The 21,682-nt window shown below is 39.9% G+C and carries 22 protein-coding genes; 4 read left to right on the top strand and 18 right to left on the bottom strand.

Annotated features, from left to right (window positions below):
- The 15 genes from I6E85_RS01905 to I6E85_RS01835 form a co-directional block, all read right to left on the bottom strand.
- On the bottom strand, nucleotides 1-1,554 hold the full coding sequence (locus tag I6E85_RS01905; RefSeq protein WP_197236505.1) for a flagellin: 1,554 nt from the start codon (nucleotides 1,552-1,554) through the stop codon (nucleotides 1-3).
- Between the two features lie 311 nt (nucleotides 1,555-1,865).
- Nucleotides 1,866-3,338, bottom strand: a complete 1,473-nt coding sequence (locus tag I6E85_RS21135; protein ID WP_197236504.1) for a flagellin — start codon at nucleotides 3,336-3,338, stop codon at nucleotides 1,866-1,868.
- Nucleotides 3,339-3,647: 309 nt separating this feature from the next.
- The gene (gene flgL / locus I6E85_RS01895) at nucleotides 3,648-4,916 is read right to left on the bottom strand and encodes a flagellar hook-associated protein FlgL (RefSeq protein ID WP_197236503.1); all 1,269 of its coding nucleotides are present in this window, start codon (nucleotides 4,914-4,916) and stop codon (nucleotides 3,648-3,650) included.
- 2 nt (nucleotides 4,917-4,918) lie between these two features.
- Nucleotides 4,919-7,021 (bottom strand): flagellar hook-associated protein FlgK, encoded by a 2,103-nt coding sequence (gene flgK, locus I6E85_RS01890; protein WP_197236502.1) that lies wholly within the window; start codon nucleotides 7,019-7,021, stop codon nucleotides 4,919-4,921.
- A gap of 1 nt (nucleotide 7,022) precedes the next feature.
- Nucleotides 7,023-8,039, bottom strand: coding sequence for a flagellar assembly peptidoglycan hydrolase FlgJ (gene flgJ / locus I6E85_RS01885; RefSeq protein WP_197236501.1), 1,017 nt, complete (start codon nucleotides 8,037-8,039; stop codon nucleotides 7,023-7,025).
- Between the two features lie 166 nt (nucleotides 8,040-8,205).
- Entirely contained in the window at nucleotides 8,206-9,300 is a 1,095-nt protein-coding gene (locus I6E85_RS01880; protein WP_197236500.1) for a flagellar basal body P-ring protein FlgI, read from the bottom strand.
- An 11-nt stretch (nucleotides 9,301-9,311) separates the two neighbouring features.
- Complete coding sequence (gene flgH / locus I6E85_RS01875; RefSeq protein WP_002959418.1) at nucleotides 9,312-9,995, bottom strand: flagellar basal body L-ring protein FlgH; 684 nt, start codon at nucleotides 9,993-9,995, stop codon at nucleotides 9,312-9,314.
- Between the two features lie 16 nt (nucleotides 9,996-10,011).
- Nucleotides 10,012-10,800, bottom strand: a complete 789-nt coding sequence (gene flgG, locus I6E85_RS01870) for a flagellar basal-body rod protein FlgG (protein ID WP_002959420.1) — start codon at nucleotides 10,798-10,800, stop codon at nucleotides 10,012-10,014.
- A 21-nt stretch (nucleotides 10,801-10,821) separates the two neighbouring features.
- Entirely contained in the window at nucleotides 10,822-11,565 is a 744-nt protein-coding gene (locus I6E85_RS01865; protein WP_007581863.1) for a flagellar basal body rod protein FlgF, read from the bottom strand.
- A gap of 156 nt (nucleotides 11,566-11,721) precedes the next feature.
- Nucleotides 11,722-13,092, bottom strand: coding sequence for a flagellar hook protein FlgE (gene flgE, locus I6E85_RS01860; protein ID WP_007581862.1), 1,371 nt, complete (start codon nucleotides 13,090-13,092; stop codon nucleotides 11,722-11,724).
- 59 nt (nucleotides 13,093-13,151) lie between these two features.
- Nucleotides 13,152-13,832 (bottom strand): flagellar hook assembly protein FlgD, encoded by a 681-nt coding sequence (locus I6E85_RS01855; protein ID WP_024595787.1) that lies wholly within the window; start codon nucleotides 13,830-13,832, stop codon nucleotides 13,152-13,154.
- Between the two features lie 13 nt (nucleotides 13,833-13,845).
- A complete protein-coding gene (gene flgC, locus I6E85_RS01850; RefSeq protein WP_010553247.1) occupies nucleotides 13,846-14,277 on the bottom strand; it encodes a flagellar basal body rod protein FlgC in 432 nt (143 codons plus the stop codon).
- Nucleotides 14,278-14,282: 5 nt separating this feature from the next.
- Nucleotides 14,283-14,690: a flagellar basal body rod protein FlgB gene (gene flgB / locus I6E85_RS01845; protein ID WP_010553246.1), complete on the bottom strand. Its 408-nt coding sequence runs from the start codon at nucleotides 14,688-14,690 to the stop codon at nucleotides 14,283-14,285.
- A 145-nt stretch (nucleotides 14,691-14,835) separates the two neighbouring features.
- On the bottom strand, nucleotides 14,836-15,666 hold the full coding sequence (locus tag I6E85_RS01840) for a protein-glutamate O-methyltransferase CheR (RefSeq protein ID WP_197236499.1): 831 nt from the start codon (nucleotides 15,664-15,666) through the stop codon (nucleotides 14,836-14,838).
- Between the two features lie 17 nt (nucleotides 15,667-15,683).
- Complete coding sequence (locus tag I6E85_RS01835; RefSeq protein WP_010553244.1) at nucleotides 15,684-16,619, bottom strand: chemotaxis protein CheV; 936 nt, start codon at nucleotides 16,617-16,619, stop codon at nucleotides 15,684-15,686.
- Between the two features lie 140 nt (nucleotides 16,620-16,759).
- On the opposite strand from I6E85_RS01835, the gene flgA reads away from it, so the two are divergent.
- The 3 genes from flgA (at nucleotide 16,760) to flgN (ending at nucleotide 18,288) form a co-directional block, all read left to right on the top strand.
- Nucleotides 16,760-17,467, top strand: a complete 708-nt coding sequence (gene flgA / locus I6E85_RS01830) for a flagellar basal body P-ring formation chaperone FlgA (protein ID WP_197236498.1) — start codon at nucleotides 16,760-16,762, stop codon at nucleotides 17,465-17,467.
- A gap of 76 nt (nucleotides 17,468-17,543) precedes the next feature.
- A complete protein-coding gene (gene flgM / locus I6E85_RS01825) occupies nucleotides 17,544-17,864 on the top strand; it encodes a flagellar biosynthesis anti-sigma factor FlgM (protein ID WP_024606233.1) in 321 nt (106 codons plus the stop codon).
- Nucleotides 17,857-18,288, top strand: coding sequence for a flagellar protein FlgN (flgN, locus tag I6E85_RS01820; protein ID WP_010553241.1), 432 nt, complete (start codon nucleotides 17,857-17,859; stop codon nucleotides 18,286-18,288). Before flgM ends, flgN begins: the two co-directional genes overlap by 8 nt.
- A gap of 149 nt (nucleotides 18,289-18,437) precedes the next feature.
- On the opposite strand, the gene I6E85_RS01815 is transcribed toward flgN, so the two are convergent.
- Nucleotides 18,438-18,704: a hypothetical protein gene (locus tag I6E85_RS01815; protein ID WP_154903513.1), complete on the bottom strand. Its 267-nt coding sequence runs from the start codon at nucleotides 18,702-18,704 to the stop codon at nucleotides 18,438-18,440.
- Between the two features lie 191 nt (nucleotides 18,705-18,895).
- Entirely contained in the window at nucleotides 18,896-19,354 is a 459-nt protein-coding gene (locus I6E85_RS01810; protein ID WP_008168853.1) for an LPP20 family lipoprotein, read from the bottom strand.
- Between the two features lie 130 nt (nucleotides 19,355-19,484).
- Here I6E85_RS01810 and I6E85_RS01805 point away from each other — a divergent pair, with 130 nt between their 5' ends.
- Nucleotides 19,485-20,678 carry a flagellar assembly protein FlgT gene (locus I6E85_RS01805; RefSeq protein ID WP_149593711.1) on the top strand — a complete coding sequence of 398 codons (1,194 nt, stop codon included), beginning with the start codon at nucleotides 19,485-19,487 and terminating at the stop codon, nucleotides 20,676-20,678.
- Here the strand turns inward: I6E85_RS01805 and I6E85_RS01800 are convergent.
- Nucleotides 20,675-21,574: a LysR substrate-binding domain-containing protein gene (locus I6E85_RS01800; protein ID WP_154903512.1), complete on the bottom strand. Its 900-nt coding sequence runs from the start codon at nucleotides 21,572-21,574 to the stop codon at nucleotides 20,675-20,677. The genes I6E85_RS01805 and I6E85_RS01800 overlap by 4 nt on opposite strands.
- Nucleotides 21,575-21,682 lie beyond the last annotated feature (108 nt).

The raw sequence follows: 21,682 nt of genomic DNA, 5'->3' as shown, positions 1-21,682 counted from the left end.
TTAACCTAATAAGCTAAGTGCTGCTTGTGGTAACTGATTCGCTTGCGACAAGATTGACGTACCTGCTTGTTGCAATATTTGGTTCTTCGTCATTTGCGCTGTTTCTGTAGCAAAATCGGTATCTTGAATACGGCTACGTGATGCTGATACGTTTTCAGATATATTTGCAAGATTACTAATAGTATGGTCAAAACGATTTTGAACCGCACCTAAATCAGCACGTTCGCTATCAATATTCTTAAGTGCGGCATCAATTACATCAATTGCTGATTGAGACCCACCAGCGGTTGAAATATCTAGGTCTGCAACATTAAGCAACTTCGTGCTAGTATCTTTAGTTGCACTACCCCCCCCCCCTAGAGCACCTGAACCAGTAATAGTTAATGTTCCTGCGTCAGCAGCCAACACAGCGTCAGAAAAATCTAAATTTCCCGTTACTGTTGTAGTGGTACCTTTGGTTTCGTCAGCTGCTGCGGTGACATCGACATCGTTACCCGTTGTTGCTGTACCATCCCATGCGCTAATTTTTGCTGTTGCATCAGTTGATGCAGCACCAGCAACAGCCAATGTGACTTCGATATTTTCGCCTGTTGAATTAGTAAAAACCAAGCTATCATCACTAGTACCTGCACCTGAAGGTGTATTTACACTATAAGTAATGCCTTTGGCTGCTAATGCCTCTTTGATTGCAGCGCTACCATCTATGGTAGCCTTCAAGGACGCAACAGTAGCATCACCAGTCGTTTCAACATTATCACTATTCGTAATCTGAATACCTGCAACAGATAATGAAACCGTGTCACCTGAGCCAGTAAAAGCACCAAAAGTGATAGCTGCCTCCGTTTTTGCTCCAACACCAAATAGCCCTTCTGTACTATTAACCTCTCCGGCCAAATCAGCAGCTGACATTCCCGCCTTCAAGCTTAGGTCGTTGCTTACAGCTCCAACTGTTACATTTAACGTATTCCCGTCTGGATCAAAAGCTGTTTCATTCGCACCAGAAAAACCACTTAACGCCGTGGCCATTGAAAAACCCACACCAGTTAAGCCAATATCTTCAGCTGCGGTTGAGTTCAGAGTCACACCAATAGTTTCGTTACTATTAGAACCTACTTGGAATTGTTTAGTACCAAAATCGCCATTTAATAACTGTTGGCCACCAAACGAAGTTGTATCAGAAATACGGGTTAACTCAGACTGTAAAGCTGACACTTCTTTTTGTAGAGAAGCTCTATCATCGTCAGAGTTTGAACCATTGGCTGATTGTAGGGCTAATTCACGCATGCGCTGCAAGATATTAGTCGACTCACTCATCGCCCCTTCAGCAGTTTGCGTCATTGAAATACCATCGTTAGCGTTACGCTGCGCTACACCCAAACCATTAATTTGCGATGTTAAACGGTTTGAGATTTGCATACCTGCCGCGTCATCTTTTGCGCTATTGATACGCATACCTGATGATAAACGTTCCATTGAAGTTGCTAAGTCAGAACCTGATTGAGATAGGTTACGTTGAGCATTTAGTGAAGATACATTTGTGTTTACTGAAATCATAATAAAACTCCTGATTACTTTCGTAATGTTGCTATTTTAATTTAACCAAGAGCTGTCACAAATGTATGCTCAGCTCCGTACTGATTAAGTTAACGGCAGGAGGTAAATTATCTTTAGAAGTATTTTAAAAATAAATTAGTTTATTTGTTTAATAAAACATAACTAACTGTTTTAAAATGAAAAGTAGTTACTTATTAATTTTTATAGCGCATAAGGTTATGCTCTAAATAATTTTTATTACCTCAAAAAACAAAAAAACGCACTTCAAGTTGAAGTGCGTTTATATAAACAGTTACTAGTAAACTAAATAATTAGCCACCTAATAAACTAATTGCTGCTTGTGGTATTTGGTTTGCTTGCGAAAGTATTGACGTACCCGCTTGTTGGAGTATTTGATTTTTAGTCATTTGTGCAGTTTCGGTCGCAAAATCTGTATCTTGAATACGACTACGTGACGCAGATACATTTTCTTGAATATTAGCAAGGTTACTAATTGTATGACCAAAACGGTTTTGAACCGCACCTAAACCCGCACGCTGCTCATCAATTTGAGCAAGTGCACCATCAATTATCGATATTGCATCTTGAGAGCCTAGCTCTGTTGTTAAATTTACCGTATCGACATTATTTGCTGTAGCAGTAGCTGTAGCCGCTAAGTTTTTTGTATCTGTCGATGCCACTGAGAACTCTTTAGAAGCCGTTAACTTTAAAGTACCAGTTATTCTTGCTGCAACATCACCACCTTCTGTTAGGGTTATAGGGGTGTTTAAATCACCATTACTGTCCACGGCAGTTAATGTTACCGTATCATTTCCAGCAGTAGCATTAGCGTATGAGTCAATTATAATATCAGCGCCAGTCTCATCCGTTAACGTAATCGCCCCCGTTGTCGAATTATGAGAGGCTGCAACTCCAGTTTCAGCTGTAGAAGCATTAATCGCATCTGCAATTTCTGATTGGTTTGTGGCACCAGTAGTGCCTGAAATTGGAATGCCATTTAAGTTAAAGCTTACTATATCACCTGCAGTTGAGGCCATCCCCACAACTACTGATGTTGATGCTCTAGCTATAACACCATGCTCACTAGTTGTATCGTTTATTGCTGCTGCCGCATCTAGTGCCGACGAGCTAGCTGTAATATTGACCGATGTAGTTTGCTCACCTGTAGTAAATGATACCGTTGAATCTGCTATAGCGGATGCAGGTGTAGTAGCGCCAGGCAACACGCCACCAAAACCTGTGTTAACAGCACCTTCAAGTTGTGATTTAAAGCCACCTATATCTTCTGCTGCTGTGCTTGCTAAACTAAGTGAAATTGTTTCGTTGGCATTCGCGCCAACCTGAAAATTTCGAGTGCCATATGAGCCATCTAATAATTGCTGACCACCGAACGATGTAGTGTCGGAGATTCGAGTTAGCTCTTCTTGTAAGGCTGACACTTCTTTTTGCAATGCATCACGATCTTCAGCTGAATTTGAACCATTAGCAGATTGCAGGGCAAGCTCTCGCATACGCTGTAGTATATTAGTCGATTCTTGCATAGCGCCTTCTGCGGTTTGCGCCATTGAAATACCATCATTGGCATTACGCTGAGCAACGGCTAGACCATTTATTTGCGACGTTAATCTGTTTGAAATTTGTAGGCCGGCGGCATCATCTTTCGCACTATTGATACGCATACCTGATGATAAACGCTCCATTGACGTTGCTAAGCCTTCGCCAGATCTTGTTAGGTTACGTTGTGCGTTTAGTGACGACACATTAGTATTTACTGTTAATGCCATTTTACCATCTCCTAGGTTTAAACAGAGTGTGGTTCAACACGATTTAACAGGAACCACTGTTCGATAATTTCTTACAATAAGAAAAGCATTTACTGTGCCAACTTTAATTTATTTTTAACTTGTTGTTTTAAAGGGTAAAAACATGAACTGCTGAATTATAAATAATTAGTGAAGTTATTTAGAAGGGGGTGACATTTTTTTGCCGCGGTTTTGTAGCCAATTCTTGCCGCGATTTTGTAGATAGTTATTGCCGCTTTAAAGTAGCTAAAGCGGCAAGCTATTTCTGCTTATAATCTGCTTATAACTTGCTTATAAGTAATCGAATAATGAAAGGTTAGTTAAACGGCCAAACGTGGCTTGTGACGCTTGCAGTGCCGTTTCTTGTTTAGTCAGTTCGCTAATAGCTTCTGCCATATCAACTTCAACTAAGTTAGAGCGATTACTTTTATTTTGAATATCGAGTGCTAAGTTTGAATCGCTTACTCTTTCAAGCGCGTTCATACGCCCGCCTAAACTTGCTTGGGTAAACACCACTTGCTCACTCGCATTTTGTAATTGCACTAAGCCATCAGCAAGTACTTGCTGAAAGTCATCACCTTCAAGTGCGCCATTATTAAGGCCGGTAATAAGTGATTGCAGTGTATTGAGTACGTTTTCTTTATGTGGTTTTTCAAGGCTAAAATCGAGTTGGCCAGGCGCGCTACCCTCAAATTGAATTTTCATACCTGCAAATTCAATTGTATCATCTGTAACTTCACCAGTTTGAGGCGGGGTAAGCGACACGCCATCTTGTAAAATTTCATATGTATCTGGATCGTTTGTTGTCGCACCAGCGGTTGTAACTACACTAAAAGTATTTGCTGTAGGTGAAACTGGAGTCGTTGGATCGGCATTGTATTGAGCTTGATGGAACTTATCGAACTCGGCTTGGCCATCAACATAAACAGTGCCTTTAGTAATATTATTGGTCGGTGTTGTTGTTGGTATGTCTGCTTTATTATCGAGTACATTTAGTCTGGCATCTGTTTTTTCAAACGTATCAAAGCCGTTATCACTCGCTTTAATTGATACGCCTTCAGCTATTGTAATTTGGTGCTGACCTTGGTCGCCTTTATAGTTATATTCACCTGATTCGAGCTGATAAGGTTGCGTGCTGTCTTGGTAGCCTGAAAATATGAATTTTCCGTCTTCTGAGCGGGTGTTCATTAAATTAGCAAGGGTTTCTTGAATACCACTCAACTCTGATGCAATCGATTTTAAATCGTCTTTGGTGTAAGCACCATTACCCGCTTGTAATGCCAGTTCCTGTGCTTGTTGAATATTAGTATTAATACTCTGTAATACGCTTTCTTCTGTTTCTAGGCGACCATTAAGCTGATTAATATTTTTTGTGTATTGCTCGTTGGTTTGTATTTTATTTGAATACAGCATTGCTTGTGAAATATCTGCTGGTGCTTCAGACGTTGTTAAATACTTTTGACCCGTATTAACTCGTTCTTGTGCATTGGCTACACCTTGTTGGTTGTCGAGTATTTTATTTATGTTGTTTTGGTACATTAAATTATTTGATAAACGCATAATTACCTCGCCGCATTTAATAAGGTGTCAAAAATTTCTTGAGCTGCTGCTAAAACTTGTGCTGATGCTGAATATGATTGTTGAAAACGCAGTAAATTTGCGGCCTCTTCATCAAGGTTTACACCCGATAGTGATTCATACCATGCCTCAGATTGCTGTGCGAGTGCGTCAAATGCAGCCCCACTTGTGATTGCTTGGCCAGTTATAACACCTATATCACTCACTAATCCTGAATAAGCTTGGTTAAAGGTTTTATGGTTGTCGGCCGTTGCTGTTGTTTCTACATTTAAACGGACTAACTCGCCATTTTGTAAATCAGCTAATTTTAAACCATTACGGTTATCATCAAAGCCGCCTTCGTTAAACTCAAGTGTAAAGGTGTCGCCTGTTGCAGGTGTACCTTCTATATCAAAGTCAAAACCATATGAATCATAAGGGGCACCAAGACCTGCTAAAACGTTTTTACCTGGGGGCGCTATAGTTACTGCCACATCAGTGCCACTACCGTCGCTAATTAAATAATCATTGGTACCTGTAGCTTTAACAATTTTAATATCACCATTAGCAAGTACTGGTGGATTAACTGGTATGGGCGGTGTAGTGAGAGGTGTTTCTAAAGTAAATCCACCTGAAATAACGCTACTAACTGTACCCACTGAAATAGTTGCAGTACCGGTATTATCTATACTGTTAGCTGTACGAATAGGCGATGCTAGTGCTAAATCTTCTGCGCGCCCTGTTGCAAGCGTAATGCTAGAAGCCGAGTCAGAATTAAGTTTAATTTGAAACTGATCTCCCACGTTACCTGTTTTGGTTGCATCTATATTTAATTGTAGTCCGAAGGAGTCTTTTACCGTTGCTAACACTTCTGATGTTGTAGCTGTTGCCGCTTGATAAGGGACTGCATTTCGAATATCGTCTGCATTTATGATCCCATCAGCTGGGATATCTGCAACTGATGGATCACCTAGCGGCTCGCCTTTATTATCTACTGGTTGAATAGAAACCGATGTCGCACTGGTATAAGTAATAATAAAGTCACTAGCAGGAAGTTCACTGCCTTTACCGGGCTCTACAGTTGCAGTCATACCAGCATCACCAGTATTCGCTTGATACGCATAAGCGCCAACGGTAGGTATATTAAAAATATTACCCCCTAGCTGACCTGTTGCATCCATACCGAGTTTGTTTTGCTCGTTAAATGCGTCGGCTATCGCTAAGCCCATTTGACCAATTTGGTTTTGAGCAGGGACTAATATGTCATCTCTAAAAGCAAGTAAGCCGCCAATTTTGCCTTTAAGCTTACTTACATCAACTTCAAGCGGCACTGCTTTGCCACCATTAACGTCAAGCGTGAATTCTTTAAAGTTAGGATCGGGGTCGCCCGTCATCGAAAATAAGTTAAATGCGCCATTTTGCATAACCACTGCTTCGCCTGTGCCCATAAAAACGAGTTTTTCGCCATTTGGACCATCAAGCGTTTCAATGTCTATTAGCTCTGATAAGTCGCGTATTGCTTTATCGCGTTCGTTATAGGTAGAGCTCGCATCTGCGGCGTTATTAGTGCCATTAACTGCTGCAATATTTTGATTTAGCGTGCTAATACTTTGAATTAGTGAGTTTGCTTCATCTGAAAATATTTCGAGCTGCTCGTTCACTACACTTTTTTGATCAAGCACGATGCCCGAAAGCCTATCCATTTGATCAATTAAGCTTTGCGCATCTGTCATTACTAATGAGCGGGCAACGGTAGATGACGGCTGATTTAGCGCTTCTTGCACGTTATTAAATAAAGAGTTAATTCCAGTCGAAAGGTTGTTCGACTCTTCAGAAAAAATAGTATCAACTCGATTAGCCTCAGTAATAAACTGATCGAAAAACGATTTATTAGAAGTGTCACGATTTAGCTGTGACTGAGCAAACTCGTTTAGTAATCGGTATGTTTCGCCCCGCCCCACTTGGTTATCAACCATAGTGGTAAATTCAGTACGCTCACGTACGTAGCCTACGGTATTTACATTGGCAATATTTTTACTTGTCGTTTGCAATAGCTCCGAGCTTGCTCTAACCCCAGAACTGGCAATGTTTAATAAATTAAACGACATGTTACTCTACTCCTTGGCGGATCACGTTTGCCGCAATGTCTTTTAGCTGGCTGCTATTGAGCACATTTTTTATTTTGCTGGCATAATTTGGATCGGTTGCATAACCTGCTTTTTGTAATGAATCTAAAAAGTCATTTGGTTTTGCTGTATTTTGTAATGCTTCTTGGTAGCGTGGGTTTTGCGTTAAAAAATCAACGAAGTCGTTCACGCTATCTTTAATTGAATCGTAGGCTCTAAAGCTTGCTTGTTTTTTAACGGGTGTGCCTTGCTCAAACTCAAGCGTTACTTTGCTTGCTTTGTCGCCTTCCCAGCTTTTATCTGACTTAATATTAAATAGGTTATTTGAACTGCCGCCGTCACTTTTATTAATAATGTGTTTACCCCAACCGGTTTCAAGTGCCGCTTGTGCAACCATTACCGCAGGATTTAAACCAATTTTTTGCGCTGCAGTTTTAGCGTGTTCCCATACTGAACTTACAAACTCTTCTGCATTTTTAAATGTTGGGCTATCGGTTTTAGACTCTGGAGTATCGACTTTAGGCTCAGCAATATCGGCTTTAGTGTTATTAACGATAAGATCGGATTGCTTATTTTTTTGCTCATGAGGAAGAGCAGAACCCACTTGTGTATCGCTAAAAATATCGTTGGTTGTTCTAAGTACAGAGCCTGGCATAAAGCTTTTAGACTCAGGCGATAACTGCTGAACAATTAAATCGGCAAGGCCTAACGAGCCATTTGAAGAAAGCTCTGTTGAAAGTTGCTGGTCGTGCATTTCTTCAAAAAACTTTACGCCACTTGAATTAAATGGGCTGTCTTTATCTTCAAATGCTTCGTTAGCTTTGCGCATTCCTTTGAGCAGCATTTGCGTAAAAATAGCTTCAAATTGTGCGGCCGCTTTTTTGAGCGCAGCTTTAGAGGCATCAGTTGATGCATCGCCACTGGTTAAGGCTTCTTTACGAAGTGAATCTAAGTTGCCTAAATCAAAAAAGTTTTGTTTATCGAGGTGATTAGTTTCCATCGGCTTTTTGACACAAAATGAATAATGCAGTTAAAGATGCAAAAATTGAGCCACTACCGATAAAACAAGGAAGATAAAAATAACAAACTTAAGTTGCTGTAAATAAAAAGCCCTAATTTCAAAAATATAGGGCTTAAGTAATACGTTATTTATTGGCTTGAGTTATTTATATAACAACCAACTGTCCGTTAATTGCGCCGGCTTCTTTTAGTGCTTCTAAAATAGCCATTAAGTCGCCAGGCGCTGCGCCTACTTCGTTAATTGCGCGAACTAAATCGTCAAGGCTTACACCTGGATTAAATACAAAGGCACGAGAGTCGTCTTGGTTTACATCAATAATACTTTGCTGCGTAACAACTGTATCACCGTTTGCTAGCGGGTTTGGTTGTGACACATTTTGTTGTTCTGCAATTGTTACTGTTAAGCCACCATGAGTTATAGCGGCAGGCTGAAGCTTAACGTTTTTACCAATGACAATTGTACCAGTGCGCGAGTTAACTATAATTTTAGCGGCCATATCAGCTGGCTTAAATTCTAAGTTTTCGAGTGTCGATAAGTACGATACACGTTGGGATGCATCGCGTGGAGCTATAACACGAATAGAAACAGAATCAATTGCCTGTGCGCTATTTGGGCCAACTAAGTCATTAATTGTTTTTTCTAGGCGTTTTGCCGTTGTAAAGTCTGGGCGGTTTAAATTAAAAGTAATGTAATCGCCTTGCATAAATGGGCTTTCCACGGCGCGCTCAACTGTAGCGCCATTTGGTATACGACCAACTGTAGGGGTGTTAATTACAACCTTACTGCCATCAAGACCTTGTGCACCTAAGCCACCGACAATTAAACTACCTTGTGCAATTGCGTACACGTTACCGTCTACACCTTTTAAAAAAGTTTGTAGTAAAGTACCACCACGCAAGCTGCCTGCACTACCAATAGAAGAAACCGTAATATCTATTGTTTGTCCGGGTTTTCTAAATGCGGGTAATTCTGCATGCACCGCCACAGCGGCAACATTTTTAATTTTAGGACTTTGAGTTGAAGGTAGCGTAATACCAAAGCTGTTCAACATGCCTCTAAAACTTTGTTGTGTATATGAGTTTTGCTCGCCAGTGCCTGGCAAACCAACTACTAAGCCATAACCGACTAATTGGTTAGAGCGTACGCCTTCAACCATAGACACATCTTTTATGCGCTCAGCACTGGCAGTAAACTGCCAACCTAATAACACAACTAAACATAAAGCTTTAAGGCTATTCATGTTGTTACCCTCTAAAATGGAAACAGCGAACTGCTAAAGAAACGTGTAAGCCAACCAGGACTTTGCGCCTCTTGCGTTTGCCCTTTACCTGAGTATTGAATACGTGCATTAGCAATACGATTTGATTCAACCGTATTATCGGCGCTTACGTCTTGAGGGCGTACTAGCCCTTCTAAACGAATAAACTCTTCGCCGGTATTAAGCGTTAGCCATTTTTCGCCGCGTATAACTAAATTACCGTTAGGTAAAACGCGCATTACATTAACCGAAATATCGCCCACTAAGCTGTTTGACTGGTTTGACTTTGAATCGCCTGTAAACGACGAATCGCTGCCAATACCAAACTGAATGCTATCGCCACCTATATTTACAGGTAGACCACCTAAGCCAATAACGGGATCTAAGCTTGCGTCAGTTTCTTTGTCTGTTTCTGTTTTAGCGGCTTTTGTTGCTTGAGTAGACTCTTGCAATTTAACCGTAATTATATCGCCAGTACGTAGCGCTTTTTTATCAGAATATAAGTCGTTTGATGTATGAGTATTAAACAGTGAACCTGTGGCTACCAGCGGCTCTAAAATAGGCTCGGGGTACATAGGTGCGTAGTAAGGGTCGTCCTGCACTACCTCACTATTTTGCGTAGACATACAGCCACTTAAAAATAATGTGCCCGCTGCAAATAAAATAATATTACGCATAATTCCCCCTATTCTATTAAAGCTGTTGATTGATATAACTCATCATTTCGTCAACGGCCGAAATTACTTTTGAGTTCATTTCGTAAATACGCTGAGTTTCTATTAGATTTACCAGCTCTTCAGTCACATTTACGTTAGATGTTTCGAGTGAGCCTTGAATAATACTACCTAACCCTTCAACACCAGGATTACCTTGTACAGGCGCACCACTTACAGCCGTTTCGGTATAAAGGTTTTGACCAATTGGCTCAAGACCCGATGGATTAATAAAGTCACTAATAGTTAGCTGACCAATTACAACGTTATCGGCTTGGCCTGCAACACGTACAGATACTTCGCCGTCTTGCGAAACCGTAATTGATTGCGCGTCATCTGGTACATTCATTTCTGGCTGAATAACGTAACCTGCGCCCGATGTCACAATTCGTCCATCGCCATCGGTAGTAAACTGACCATTGCGCGAGTAAGCAATATTGCCATCTGGTTGCAGTACTTCAAAAAAACCTTCGCCAGAAATCATCCAATCTAGTGAGTTTTCGGTGGTCAACATGTTGCCTTGCGTAAACTCTTTTTGGTTAGCTACAACTTTAGCACCCGCACCTAACATTAAGCCCGACGGCATTTCGGTATCTTGCGATGAACGACCACCTGGTTGATTAATATTTTGATAAAGTAAATCTTCAAATATAGCGCGGCTTTTTTTGTAACCTACGGTACTGGCATTCGCTAAATTATTTGAGATAACCGATATATCGGTTTGTTGAGCGTCTAGCCCCGTTTTACTGATCCACAATGCTGGATTCATAATCGTGTCCTCACTTTAAAGTTAAACTATGCGTAATAACTGATCTTGACGCTCGTCAATTTCTTCAGCTGTTTTCATTAATTTCACTTGTAATTCAAATTGGCGCTGGTGGCTTATCATGTCGACCATTTCGTGAACCGGATTCACATTCGACATTTCAAGCGAACCACTTAAAACTTTTACATTGGCAGAGGTATCTACTGTTACATTTGCTTTTGGTCTAAATAAACCATCGTTACCTTTTTCGAGCTGTGAGCTATTTGCTTCTACCACTCTAAGCGTGTCTATTTCTTCTAAAAAGTTAGCGGGAGCGCCTTGTGGTCGAACTTGAATAGCGCCATCTTGGCTAAACCCTATTTTTTCGACTGGGACGGGTAAAATAACAGGTCCCCCTTCGCCAATAACTTGACGACCATGGCTGGTTACGAGCATGCCTTGAGCAGTAACGTTTAACGTACCCACTTTTGTGTAAGCTTCATTACCGGAGGCATCTTGCACAGCAAGCCATGCGTTATCGCTCATCGCGATATCTAAGTCTCGCCCGGTTTGAACAATGCCACCCGATACCATGTTAGAACCCGGACGCTCTTGCATTGAAAATACTCGTGTAGGCAAACCTTCGCCAAACGCTTGCATAGAACGCGCCTGCGCAAAGTCAGCTTTAAAACCCGTTGTATTTGCATTTGCCAAATTATTGGCTTTTAAAGCAAGCCCTTGTAGGCTTTGCTTAGCGCCAGAGGCCGCAATGTAGACCATTTTGTCCATAGTATCGACTCACATAAAAAATCTCTGAACTTACAAATGCAAAATAGATGCCAGATTAAATTTGACGCAACATTGAGAGGTATTTAGAAGGGCTTGCAAAGAGGACTTATAAAAAAGGCTGCAAAATGCAGCCTAATATATTTAATAGGGTTTAGCTTATCGAATCTGCAAAATACTTTGCTGAATAGTTGAGTTAACTTCAAGCGCACGTGAGTTTGCTTGGTAATTACGCTGTGCAGTAATTAAGTCTACAAGCTCATTAGTAAGGTTAGTATTTGATTGCTCAAGTGCTGATGAGTTAATTCCACCAAACGTACCCGAACCAGCTTCACCCGCTACAGGTTCACCTGAATCAATACTTTGCTTCCAACTTGTATCACCCACTTGTGATAACCCTTGTGAGTTTGGAAAACGTACCATAGCCACTTGGCCTAAAAATGTTGAGTCGCCATTACTGTAAGAAGCAACAATTTTACCGTCTGTGCCAATATCAATTCCGGCTAAACGACCAACTGTTGAGCCATCTTGATCGAGTGCTTTTACTTCAAAACCGCTTGAATACTGAGTTGGGATACGTCCTGCCGTGTTATTTTCATCGCGCCAGTTAAGCTCAATACCAGTACCTGGGAAAGTTGCACCATTGTCTAGTAATGTTGATAAACCAGCACCAGAACCCGCTGGCAGTAGTATTTCATCAAAAGTAGTTGTATTTGTATTTGCCACACCACCTGTTGTTGATGGCAAACCACTTGAGTTAAAACCTAGGGTAGTCAGTGGTGTATAAGGTGTCGTTGTTTGTTCTCCACCAGTTGTGCCATCAACTACTTTGCCATCGAGGGTTGCGTATACTTCCCAACTGTTATCTGTACCACCTGCTGCGGCATCATCTTCTTTAGCAAAAAAGTATTGTAAAATATGAGGTTCACCTAGTGAATCATATACTGTTGTTGACGTAGATGAGTTATAAGTACCACTAGACGTAGGGTCAAAATCTAGACCTGATGGATCCGCCGTTGCATCTAAGTTAAACGACAAAAATACATTTTCTGTTGCGCGAGGAGAACCAGACGAATCAGGGATTTGAATTGGATCAGTTGTGCTCAAACTTACCGACGTTGTATCACCTGTAGATGAATCAACTGGGAATGCTTGTAAAAAGTTACCTTTTGCGTCAACCATAAAGTTATCTTGGTTAAGCTTAAATGCACCCGCACGTGTATATGTTAAATCTTGCGAAGATAAATCGTCGGTCATCGCAAAATAACCTTCACCAGTGATTGCTAAATCAAGTGAGTTATTTGTAAATTGCAGTGAGCCTTGGTGAAACTGCTGCGCAACCATGGTTGTTTGCACACCGTCACCATTTTTAGTCTTACCAGAGCTAAATACTGATGAAGCGTAAACATCGGCAAACTCAGCGCGTGACTCTTTAAAACCTGTGGTATTAACGTTTGCAATATTATTTGCCGTTACGTCTAAATCTTTTTGCGCGGCAGCAAGGCCGGTTAATGCAATATTGAAGCTCATAATTCACCTCTAACCTGTTAGTCTGTGGCCTGCTAGCAGGCGAAAAATACTAAAATTTATTACGCGATTTCTGCTACATCTGTCAGCCTAACCGCACCTTCTTTAGTGTTAATAATTATGCCACTTGAGCCATTAATATTAACGCTTTCAATGTTTTTAAATGTAGCAATGGGCAAGCTTGAAAATTCACCGTCAGTGCTTCCTTCAGCGGTTACTGAATATTCACCTTCAGGTAAGCGCTCACCGGCTTCATTTTTGCCATCCCACGCAAAGCGAACTGCACCTGCTGATTGAGAACCCATATCAATAGTTCTTACTAGCTGACCTGATGCATCTGTCACTTTAATTTTTAAGTTATCAACGGCTTCTTCTGCCACTGCCGAGCCTCTGGCATCACCCGTTTCATTTAAATCCAGGGTGTTTGACTCAAGTAAAGCTTGCTTGCCAACAAGTGTTGATGCTTGCAATGCTGAATTTGATGTCATAGATGACGCTAAGCTATCAAAATTTGAATTTAAATCGCTGATCCCTTGCGCCATTGTAAAGCTCGTCATTTGAGCAATCATTTGATCGTTATCCGCAGGGTTACTGGGATCTTGAAACGATAATTGCTGAGTTAACAAAGAGAAAAAGTCTTCTTGTGTTAACGCATCACTCTCAGTATCACTGGTAGCAACTTGTTGCTCTTGCCAGCGTATAGAGTCTAAATAGGATGAAGATGTACTAATATCGTTACTCATAACCTACCCTCGGTTACCGCTGCCCTAGCAACAGTGTTTTACTTAGCATTTGCTTTGCTGCATCAGCAACTTGCACGTTTGTTTGGTAAGAACGAGAGGCAGAAATCATATTTGCCATCTCCTCTACAACATTAACGTTGGGTTTATAGATATAGCCATTTTCATCCGCACTTGGATGGTTTGGGTTATATTCAATTTGTAATGGAGCATCGCTTTCAACAATGCCCAAAACTTTAACACCAACTGCGGAGCCCTGCTGGTTACTTGCTGATGCTGAAGCTTTTGTTAGCTCAGCCGCAAATACAGGTTGGCGCGCTCGGTACGTTTTGTCTTGAGATGAACTAATGGTATTAGCATTAGAAATATTACTAGCTGTGGTATTTAAGCGAACATTTTGTGCGCTCATACCCGAACCTGCAATATCGAAAACATTATATAAACTCATAATTTTTATCCTTGACTACCGAGAGCTTTATTCAGACCTTTGAATCTGCCGCTTAAAAATTGCAAGCTGGCCTGATACTCCATAGCATTCTGTGTATACAAGTTTCGTTCCACTTGTATATCAACCGAGTTACCATCGCCTGTATCTGATTGATTTGGCAGACGAAATGATTCAGAGCTGCCCATACTATGAGTACCTCCACCAATGTGTTTATCATTAGTTCTTACCATAGTATTGCCGCTTTGCTGGGTTGACCTTGCCGCTTTTAAAGCTGAGGCAAAGTCTATATCTTTTGCTTTATAGCCAGGCGTATCAGCGTTAGCTATATTAGTTGCAATTAATTCTGCTCGCTGTGAACGTATCAACATGGCTTGCGGATGCACACCTAATGCTTTATCAAAACTGATAGCCATAACCTTCTCCAAAAAATTGACTTACCCATGAATAAAGCAAAAAATAAGCCATTAATATTAGGAAGTGTTATATTTTTATAAGGTTATGTATCTAAATAGAAAAACGACGCTGGGGGCGTCGTTTTAGGGAAATGGATTAACTTAGTTATTTCTTTTGGTAAATGATACCGGGGTTGCATCTAACCATATCATATTCAGTACTTAGCCCAGTTAGGGACTCTGACGCGCCTAAAAATAAATACCCTTTTGGGTTTAATGCTTGTGCAAACTGATTAATAATTTTAGCTTTTATTTCAGGCGCAAAGTAAATAAGTACATTACGGCAAAAAATAATATCAAACTTGCCCATTAACGCGTAAGAATCAAGCAGGTTTAGGTGCCTAAAACTAACTTGTTTTTTTATTGTATCGTTTACTTGTGCCATACCATTGCCGCTGTCTTTAAAAAACTTTTTACGACGCTCTGCAGATAACCCTCTGGCAAGTGCAAGCGCGTCATATTCTGCATTTTTACACATATCAAGCATGGTATTAGATATATCGGTACCAATAATTTGTGCCCCCATACGAAGCACACCTGGTTGCTTGGCGTTAAATTCAGCTACTGACATAGCTATTGAATAGGGTTCTTGTCCTGACGAGCTGGCAGCAGACCAAATTTTTAAAGGCCTCCTTAAGTCTTTAAACTCAGGAAAAAGCTTATTTTGGAGCAACTCAAATGGGTATTGATCTCTAAACCACAACGTTTCGTTTGTGGTCATTGCATCAACTACAGCGGCTCTTAATTGCCGCTCATGAAGGCCAAGTGTTTTACTTACTAATTGTGATAAAGATTCCACATTAAATCGAGCCATGAGTGGAGCAAGTCGACTTTTAACTAAGTATTGCTTGTTTTCACCTAGAACAATACCGCATTGCTGCTCTAAAAACGAACGAAACTGGTCGTATTCACTTTGCTGCAAATCTTTATTATTCAAATCAATAACACCTATTTTTATTGGTCACTATGGACCCATTTTTTAACCGCAGTTGCTAACTCATCAGGGTTAAATTTGGCGATAAAGTCGTCAGCACCTACTTTTTCTATCATTGCTTGGTTAAACACACCACTCAATGATGTATGTAAAATAACATGTAATGGTGCAAGCTTAGGATCTGCTTTTATTTCAGCTGTTAATGTATAACCGTCCATTTCTGGCATTTCAACATCAGAAATAAGTAATGCAACTCGCTCAGTAATGTCATTTTTACAATCAAGTTCTGCTATTTCTTTAAGCCTAATTAAAGCTTCTTTACCATTTTTAGCAAGCTCTGTTTGCACGCCTAACGGCTCTAGGGCACGTTTAACTTGGTTACGCGCAACAGCGGAGTCGTCTGCAATAAATACGATACGCTCGCCTAAGTCTTTTTGAATGTCGCCACTTTGTGCAACTTCAGCACTTACTTCTGTATTTACTGGGCAAATTTCGTTGAGAATTTTTTCTACGTCTAAAATTTCTACTAATTCATTTTCGATTTCGGTCACGGCTGTTAAATATGAATAACGCCCGGCACCTGATGGTGGTGGCATTATTTTTTCCCAATTCATATTTACAATACGCTCAACCCCGCCCACTAAAAAGCCTTGAACCGAGCGGTTGTACTCAGCAATGATGATAAAACTGTCTTTAATATTTTCTATTGGGCGCCCGCCTACAGCCATCGACAGGTCGATTACTGAGATAGTTTGACCACGAATATGAGCAACACCACGAATATAAGCATTCGATTTTGGCATGCTTGTAAGTGGAGGACATTGCAGTACTTCTCTCACTTTAAATACATTAATGCCAAAACGCTGACGCCCTCTGAGCTTAAATAAAAGTAATTCTAGGCGGTTCTGCCCAACCAACTGCGTGCGTTGGTTTACTGAGTCTAAAATGCCTGCCATTCAAATCTCCTAAAGAAAACAAATAATGCGGAACGATAATTGCTTCCTATTAATAAAGCTACATAACATCGCGGGAGCGTCTACTTTTTGACGCAAAATATTTATACCCTGTTTGAAACCATAAGCATAGTCGAAACATTATGAGTTTGTTAAAAAAAGTCAGAAGATACAGTGTTTTTTATTTTGTTGCTAGCCTCTGCTTTGCATTACCTTTGCAGGCCAAAGTATTTAGCAAAGATTTATTACAAGAGATGGCTGTTGCTTATATAGCTGAGCAGATTGGTACATTAAAAAATAATAATATGCAATTAAGTGCACTGCCTTTAGATAGTCGCATTCCTGATCGTATTTGTAATTCTGACCTTGAATTATCAACTTCCGATGAACCACCATTTAACCGCCAAGTAACTTTACAAGCTAAATGTAATGATGCTCAAACATGGGCTCAATATGTCCATGTAAGAGTTGTTGAAATGGCGCCTGTTGTTGTAGCAATTGCTAACTTAGCTCGTGGTGAGGTAATAACTAAATCGCATTTGAGTGTTGAAATGAAACCAACTCACTTTGTAAGAGTGCAATATTTAGATGATCCCACAATTTTAATAGGTAGCAGAAGTAAACGAAATATTAGAAGCGGGATGCCCGTTTTACTAAACCAAATTTGTATGGTTTGTAAGGGGGATTCTGTTAATATTTACGCAAACCTCAGAGGCCTTAGAATTAAAACAACAGGTATTGCATTAGAAGACGGTACTTTGGGCGATCAAATACAAATTAAAAACAAAAAGTCAGGTAAAATTTTAAATGCGCGAGTAGATGGTGTAGAGTCTGTTCAAGTAAATATTTAATTTAGATTTATACTAAAGTATCCTACGTATATGCCGATAACTTGGCATAAGTTGGGTAATATACAGGTTTATTATTATGGTTAGTCAAGTTAATGGTAGTAATCAACAAGCTAATGCACTTACAAATGCAAAGCAGCAACAAGTTGATTTAAAAAAAGATAATGCAAATACACAAGCTGCTCAAGCTCCTTCGCCTAAGGCTGCAAGTGATTCTGTAAGTTTAACGCCGCAAGCGCAGCAATTAAAAACGCTTCAAGATAAAGCACAGCAATCACCTGGCTTTGACAGCGATAAAGTTGCTGAGCTTAAAAAAGCAATAACTGAAGGTAAATACCAAGTGGATAGTGAAAAGCTTGCCAAAAATTTAGCTGATTTTGAGTTTAACGTATATGGCTGATCATAATAGTTTAATTAGCGTAAAACTAAACCAACAAGTAAGTTGTTTAGACTCTTTGCATACGCTATTAAACGACGAGCTTACTGCTATTGCCTCACGACGTGGTGCTGGTTTAAAAGAAATTGCCCAACAAAAAATGTCTTTTTTAACTAAGTTAAGCACCCTTGATAAAGAGCTAAGTAAGCTAATTGCTAGTAACGACTCACAAAATTCTGAAATATCTGAGCTAATAAGCCAAGTTAAAACCCAACTGGCACAATGCCAAAAACAAAATAACGTTAATGCTCATGCTGCTCGCCAAGCGCAGTTAAGCGTTAAACAATTAAAAGAGATATTAATTGGCGCACCAACGTCAATGACCTACGATCAAGCCGGTAAATCTGTAAATACCGAGAGTAAACTGGTTCGTAACTTAAAAGCTTAAGCCCCAAATTTTACATTAAAAAAGCCTTATTGACTTATCAATAAGGCTTTTTTAATGTCCTTTATTCTTAAATTTAGTTATAAATAATACCAATTCACTTAATTATGTAAGCCCCCCCTTAATAAATAATTAGGGGGGCTTTATTGGTATTAAATATCCGTTTGATTATTACTACTTTCAATTAAGTGTTTAATCATCTCTTCCGATTGATTTTGTACATCAACTGCAGGTGCTGCTGTATCAATGCTTCCCCCGCTTTGGGCTGGGGTATAAGCAATTGCAGAGCCTTCGTCTTCAACCAGTGTATTTAGCGCTATAAGCTGCTCTGCATCTTCGTTAATGATTACATCATCAATATTAAGCGGCTCCGCCGAACTCATTTGCACCGTTTGCTCAGGTGTTGATAGACCACTCAAGTTACCTAAATCTATCGTTTCAGTGCTTAATATGTTGTTGCTTGAAAGCAGATAAAACCTTTGTTATTGAACGATCTAAAATAAGTGGCAATAAAATACATCTGTTGAGCACTACGCAATCTGCTTAAAAATTAATCCTAACAACAGCATAGCAATCAATATAAGAGGGTGAGATATTTTGAATAACTTTTTTAGTAGTACGTTACTTTTTTAACTTCGCGTGGTTTTACTTCACCTATGTATAAATCGTGCACACGCTTCATGTTGAGCTCAAGCTCGGTTACATAGGTATCATCAACAGCATACGTTTTTATAATTTGCGCACCTTTAATGAGCCCCTGCACTTTACTTTCTAAGTAATCGTCTTGAGCAATTGAACCTTCCACCGTTGTTCCTGCGGTAATTTTTTGCCCATATACTTGTTCAGTAAGCTCGCGGTAAGCCTCAAGCTTAGAAGCTTTAATTGCCATAAGTTGCTTTTGCGACGCGTTAGCGCCTTTTTGTAAGCTAATAGGTGCATACCCTATCGCTTTTAAAACTGGGTAATTATTTGGCTCTACATATTTATATTCAACATGCTTATCAAAAACGCTGCTACAACCACCTAAGGTTAAACACCCAAGTGTAATAAGTAATGAAATCGCTCGCATAGCATCTAGCCCTTGTATAGTAATTAGCAGTACATATGCACGTTTAATGCCATTTATAGTATTACCAAATAACATTGGTACAGTCCTTGCTCTACCTAGTTAATAGCTAACGTTTAATTGGAGTAAAAGTATGAAGTCGTTTTTATCATTGGCATTTGCAGGGTTAAGTGTAACGGCATTATTAACTTTCTCCCCTTTTACTAAAGCGCAGTGGTATGAATCAACAGGCCATGCGAACGTTCAAAATGGTGATACGAGCGCAGCTAAATCTGCCGCTATAAAAGATGCGATTACACAAGCGTTAGTGTTCTCTGGCGCACGGGTTAGCTCGGTGCAAACCTTGGTAGATGGCGTGTTAATGCAAGATCAGCTAAAAATTAGCAGCCACGGCGAAATTCAAAAAATTGAACTGATCAGCGAAAATAAATACGACAATAAATTTGCTGTTACATTACGACTCGATATTTTTTCTCAAACAGAGCAATGCCCACAAAATAGTTTTAATAAGTTTGTGGCCGTTACACAAAGCCAACTTGTTCATCGTGAACATGCCAAAATGGGTCAAATATTTGACGTAAGCAAAGCGATTAGCAAAAATATTTTTACCTCTCTACAAAAATCAAAAATGAGCGCAGTGCCTATTGCTTACTATAATAATGCAATAAGCGTTGATAAATACTTTTCGCAGCAGCACGACTATTCAAACGCTCAATTAGAAGAAATATCTTCGCGCAGTAACGCTCAATATGTTCTGCTTAGCCAAATAACCAGCCTTTCGACTAGCGACAAACTCAATAACGATTATGCATTTTGGCAAGACGAGGCGTATGAGCGCAGTTACAACATTGAGTTTGCACTGTTTGATGGCACTACCTATGAGCAACTTTGGCAAAATAGTTACCATACTCAAGCAATTTGGCCATTTGAAAAAACAACCATAGTTGACGTTAATAGTGATAGGTTTTGGCAATCGCCTTATGGGCAAAGCATAACCGATATCAACCAATCAGTGAGTTATGATATTCAAGCAGCCATGGCATGCCTACCTACACAAGGTAAAATAATGCATATGGAAAATAGCAAAATCGTTATTAACTTGGGTAAAGCTCATGGGTTAAAAAAAGGCCAAATGCTAAGCATTGCGCACCATAACTATTTAACCGACGCGGCAGGTAATGTAATGCCGCACACCATCACCACGCTTAATAAAATTCGCGTAGAGCAGCTTTATCAGCAAACCGCAGTAGCAGTCAGTATTGACAGTAAACCGCTACCTGGCGTGCAAATTAACGATGTAGTAGAAATAATCAGCCAAGATCTTTAGAGTTTTTTACTCAATTTAGCTTTTAAATTAGGGTGAGCCGATAACCACTCGCCCAATTGTTCTACACCAGATAAATGCGGATAATGCTTTCTGCATGCAAACACCACGTTACGCTGCTGATTAGGGAATATAGGCAAGTAATCAATCCCTACACGGTCGGTACATGCTAACTTTGGTACAAATGTAATACCGTCATCCATAGCCACTAACGCTAATAATGTTTCTAAACTATTACCTTTATACTGGTTAGATACATCGACCCCTGCGGAAAAACAAAACTTTTGGGCTTGATCTTTAAAGCAATGACCATCACTTAACATTAATAGGCTGCATCCTTGAAGATCGCTCAGCGCTACTTTTTTATGCTTAGAAAGCGCGTTATCGTGTGATACCGCCACTAAAAAATCTTCTCTGTATAAAGCAACCGTATGGTAATTAATAAGCTCTGGCACATCAGCTAGAATAGCAAAGTCGAGTTCACCCTTGTTTAAAGCTTCTAAAATTGTTGCTGTTTGCATCTCAATAAACGAAAACTGGCTATCAATAAATGCCGCTTTCATTGATGTCAATAACGCAGGCAACAAGTAAGGCGCAATGGTAGGGATAATACCAATAGTTAATTTACCTTGTAGAGGCTCGTTAGAAGTAGCAGCAAGTTCTTTGAGTATTTGCGTTTGTTCTAAAATAATCTCTATTTGCGTCAACAAACGTTCACCTTTTGCTGTTAAGGTGACTTGCTTGGTTGAGCGATCAAACAAAGTAACGCCAAGCTCATTTTCGAGTTTTTTTACTTGACCACTTAATGTAGGCTGGCTAACAAAACATGCATCGGCAGCTTTGCGAAAATGCTTATATTGCGCTATTGCTTTTACATATTCAAAATCTTTTAAGTTCATATTCAGCTCTACGTGATAGTTTATAACTATCAGTTTAATACAAACAAACGATTGGAACTATATTTAATTATTCACCATAATGGCTATCAACAAATCAAGAGGAACAAA

The organism is Pseudoalteromonas sp. NZS71, assembly GCF_015864715.1.
Taxonomy (GTDB): domain Bacteria; phylum Pseudomonadota; class Gammaproteobacteria; order Enterobacterales; family Alteromonadaceae; genus Pseudoalteromonas; species Pseudoalteromonas arctica.
This window is presented reverse-complemented; position numbering and strand designations above follow the sequence as displayed.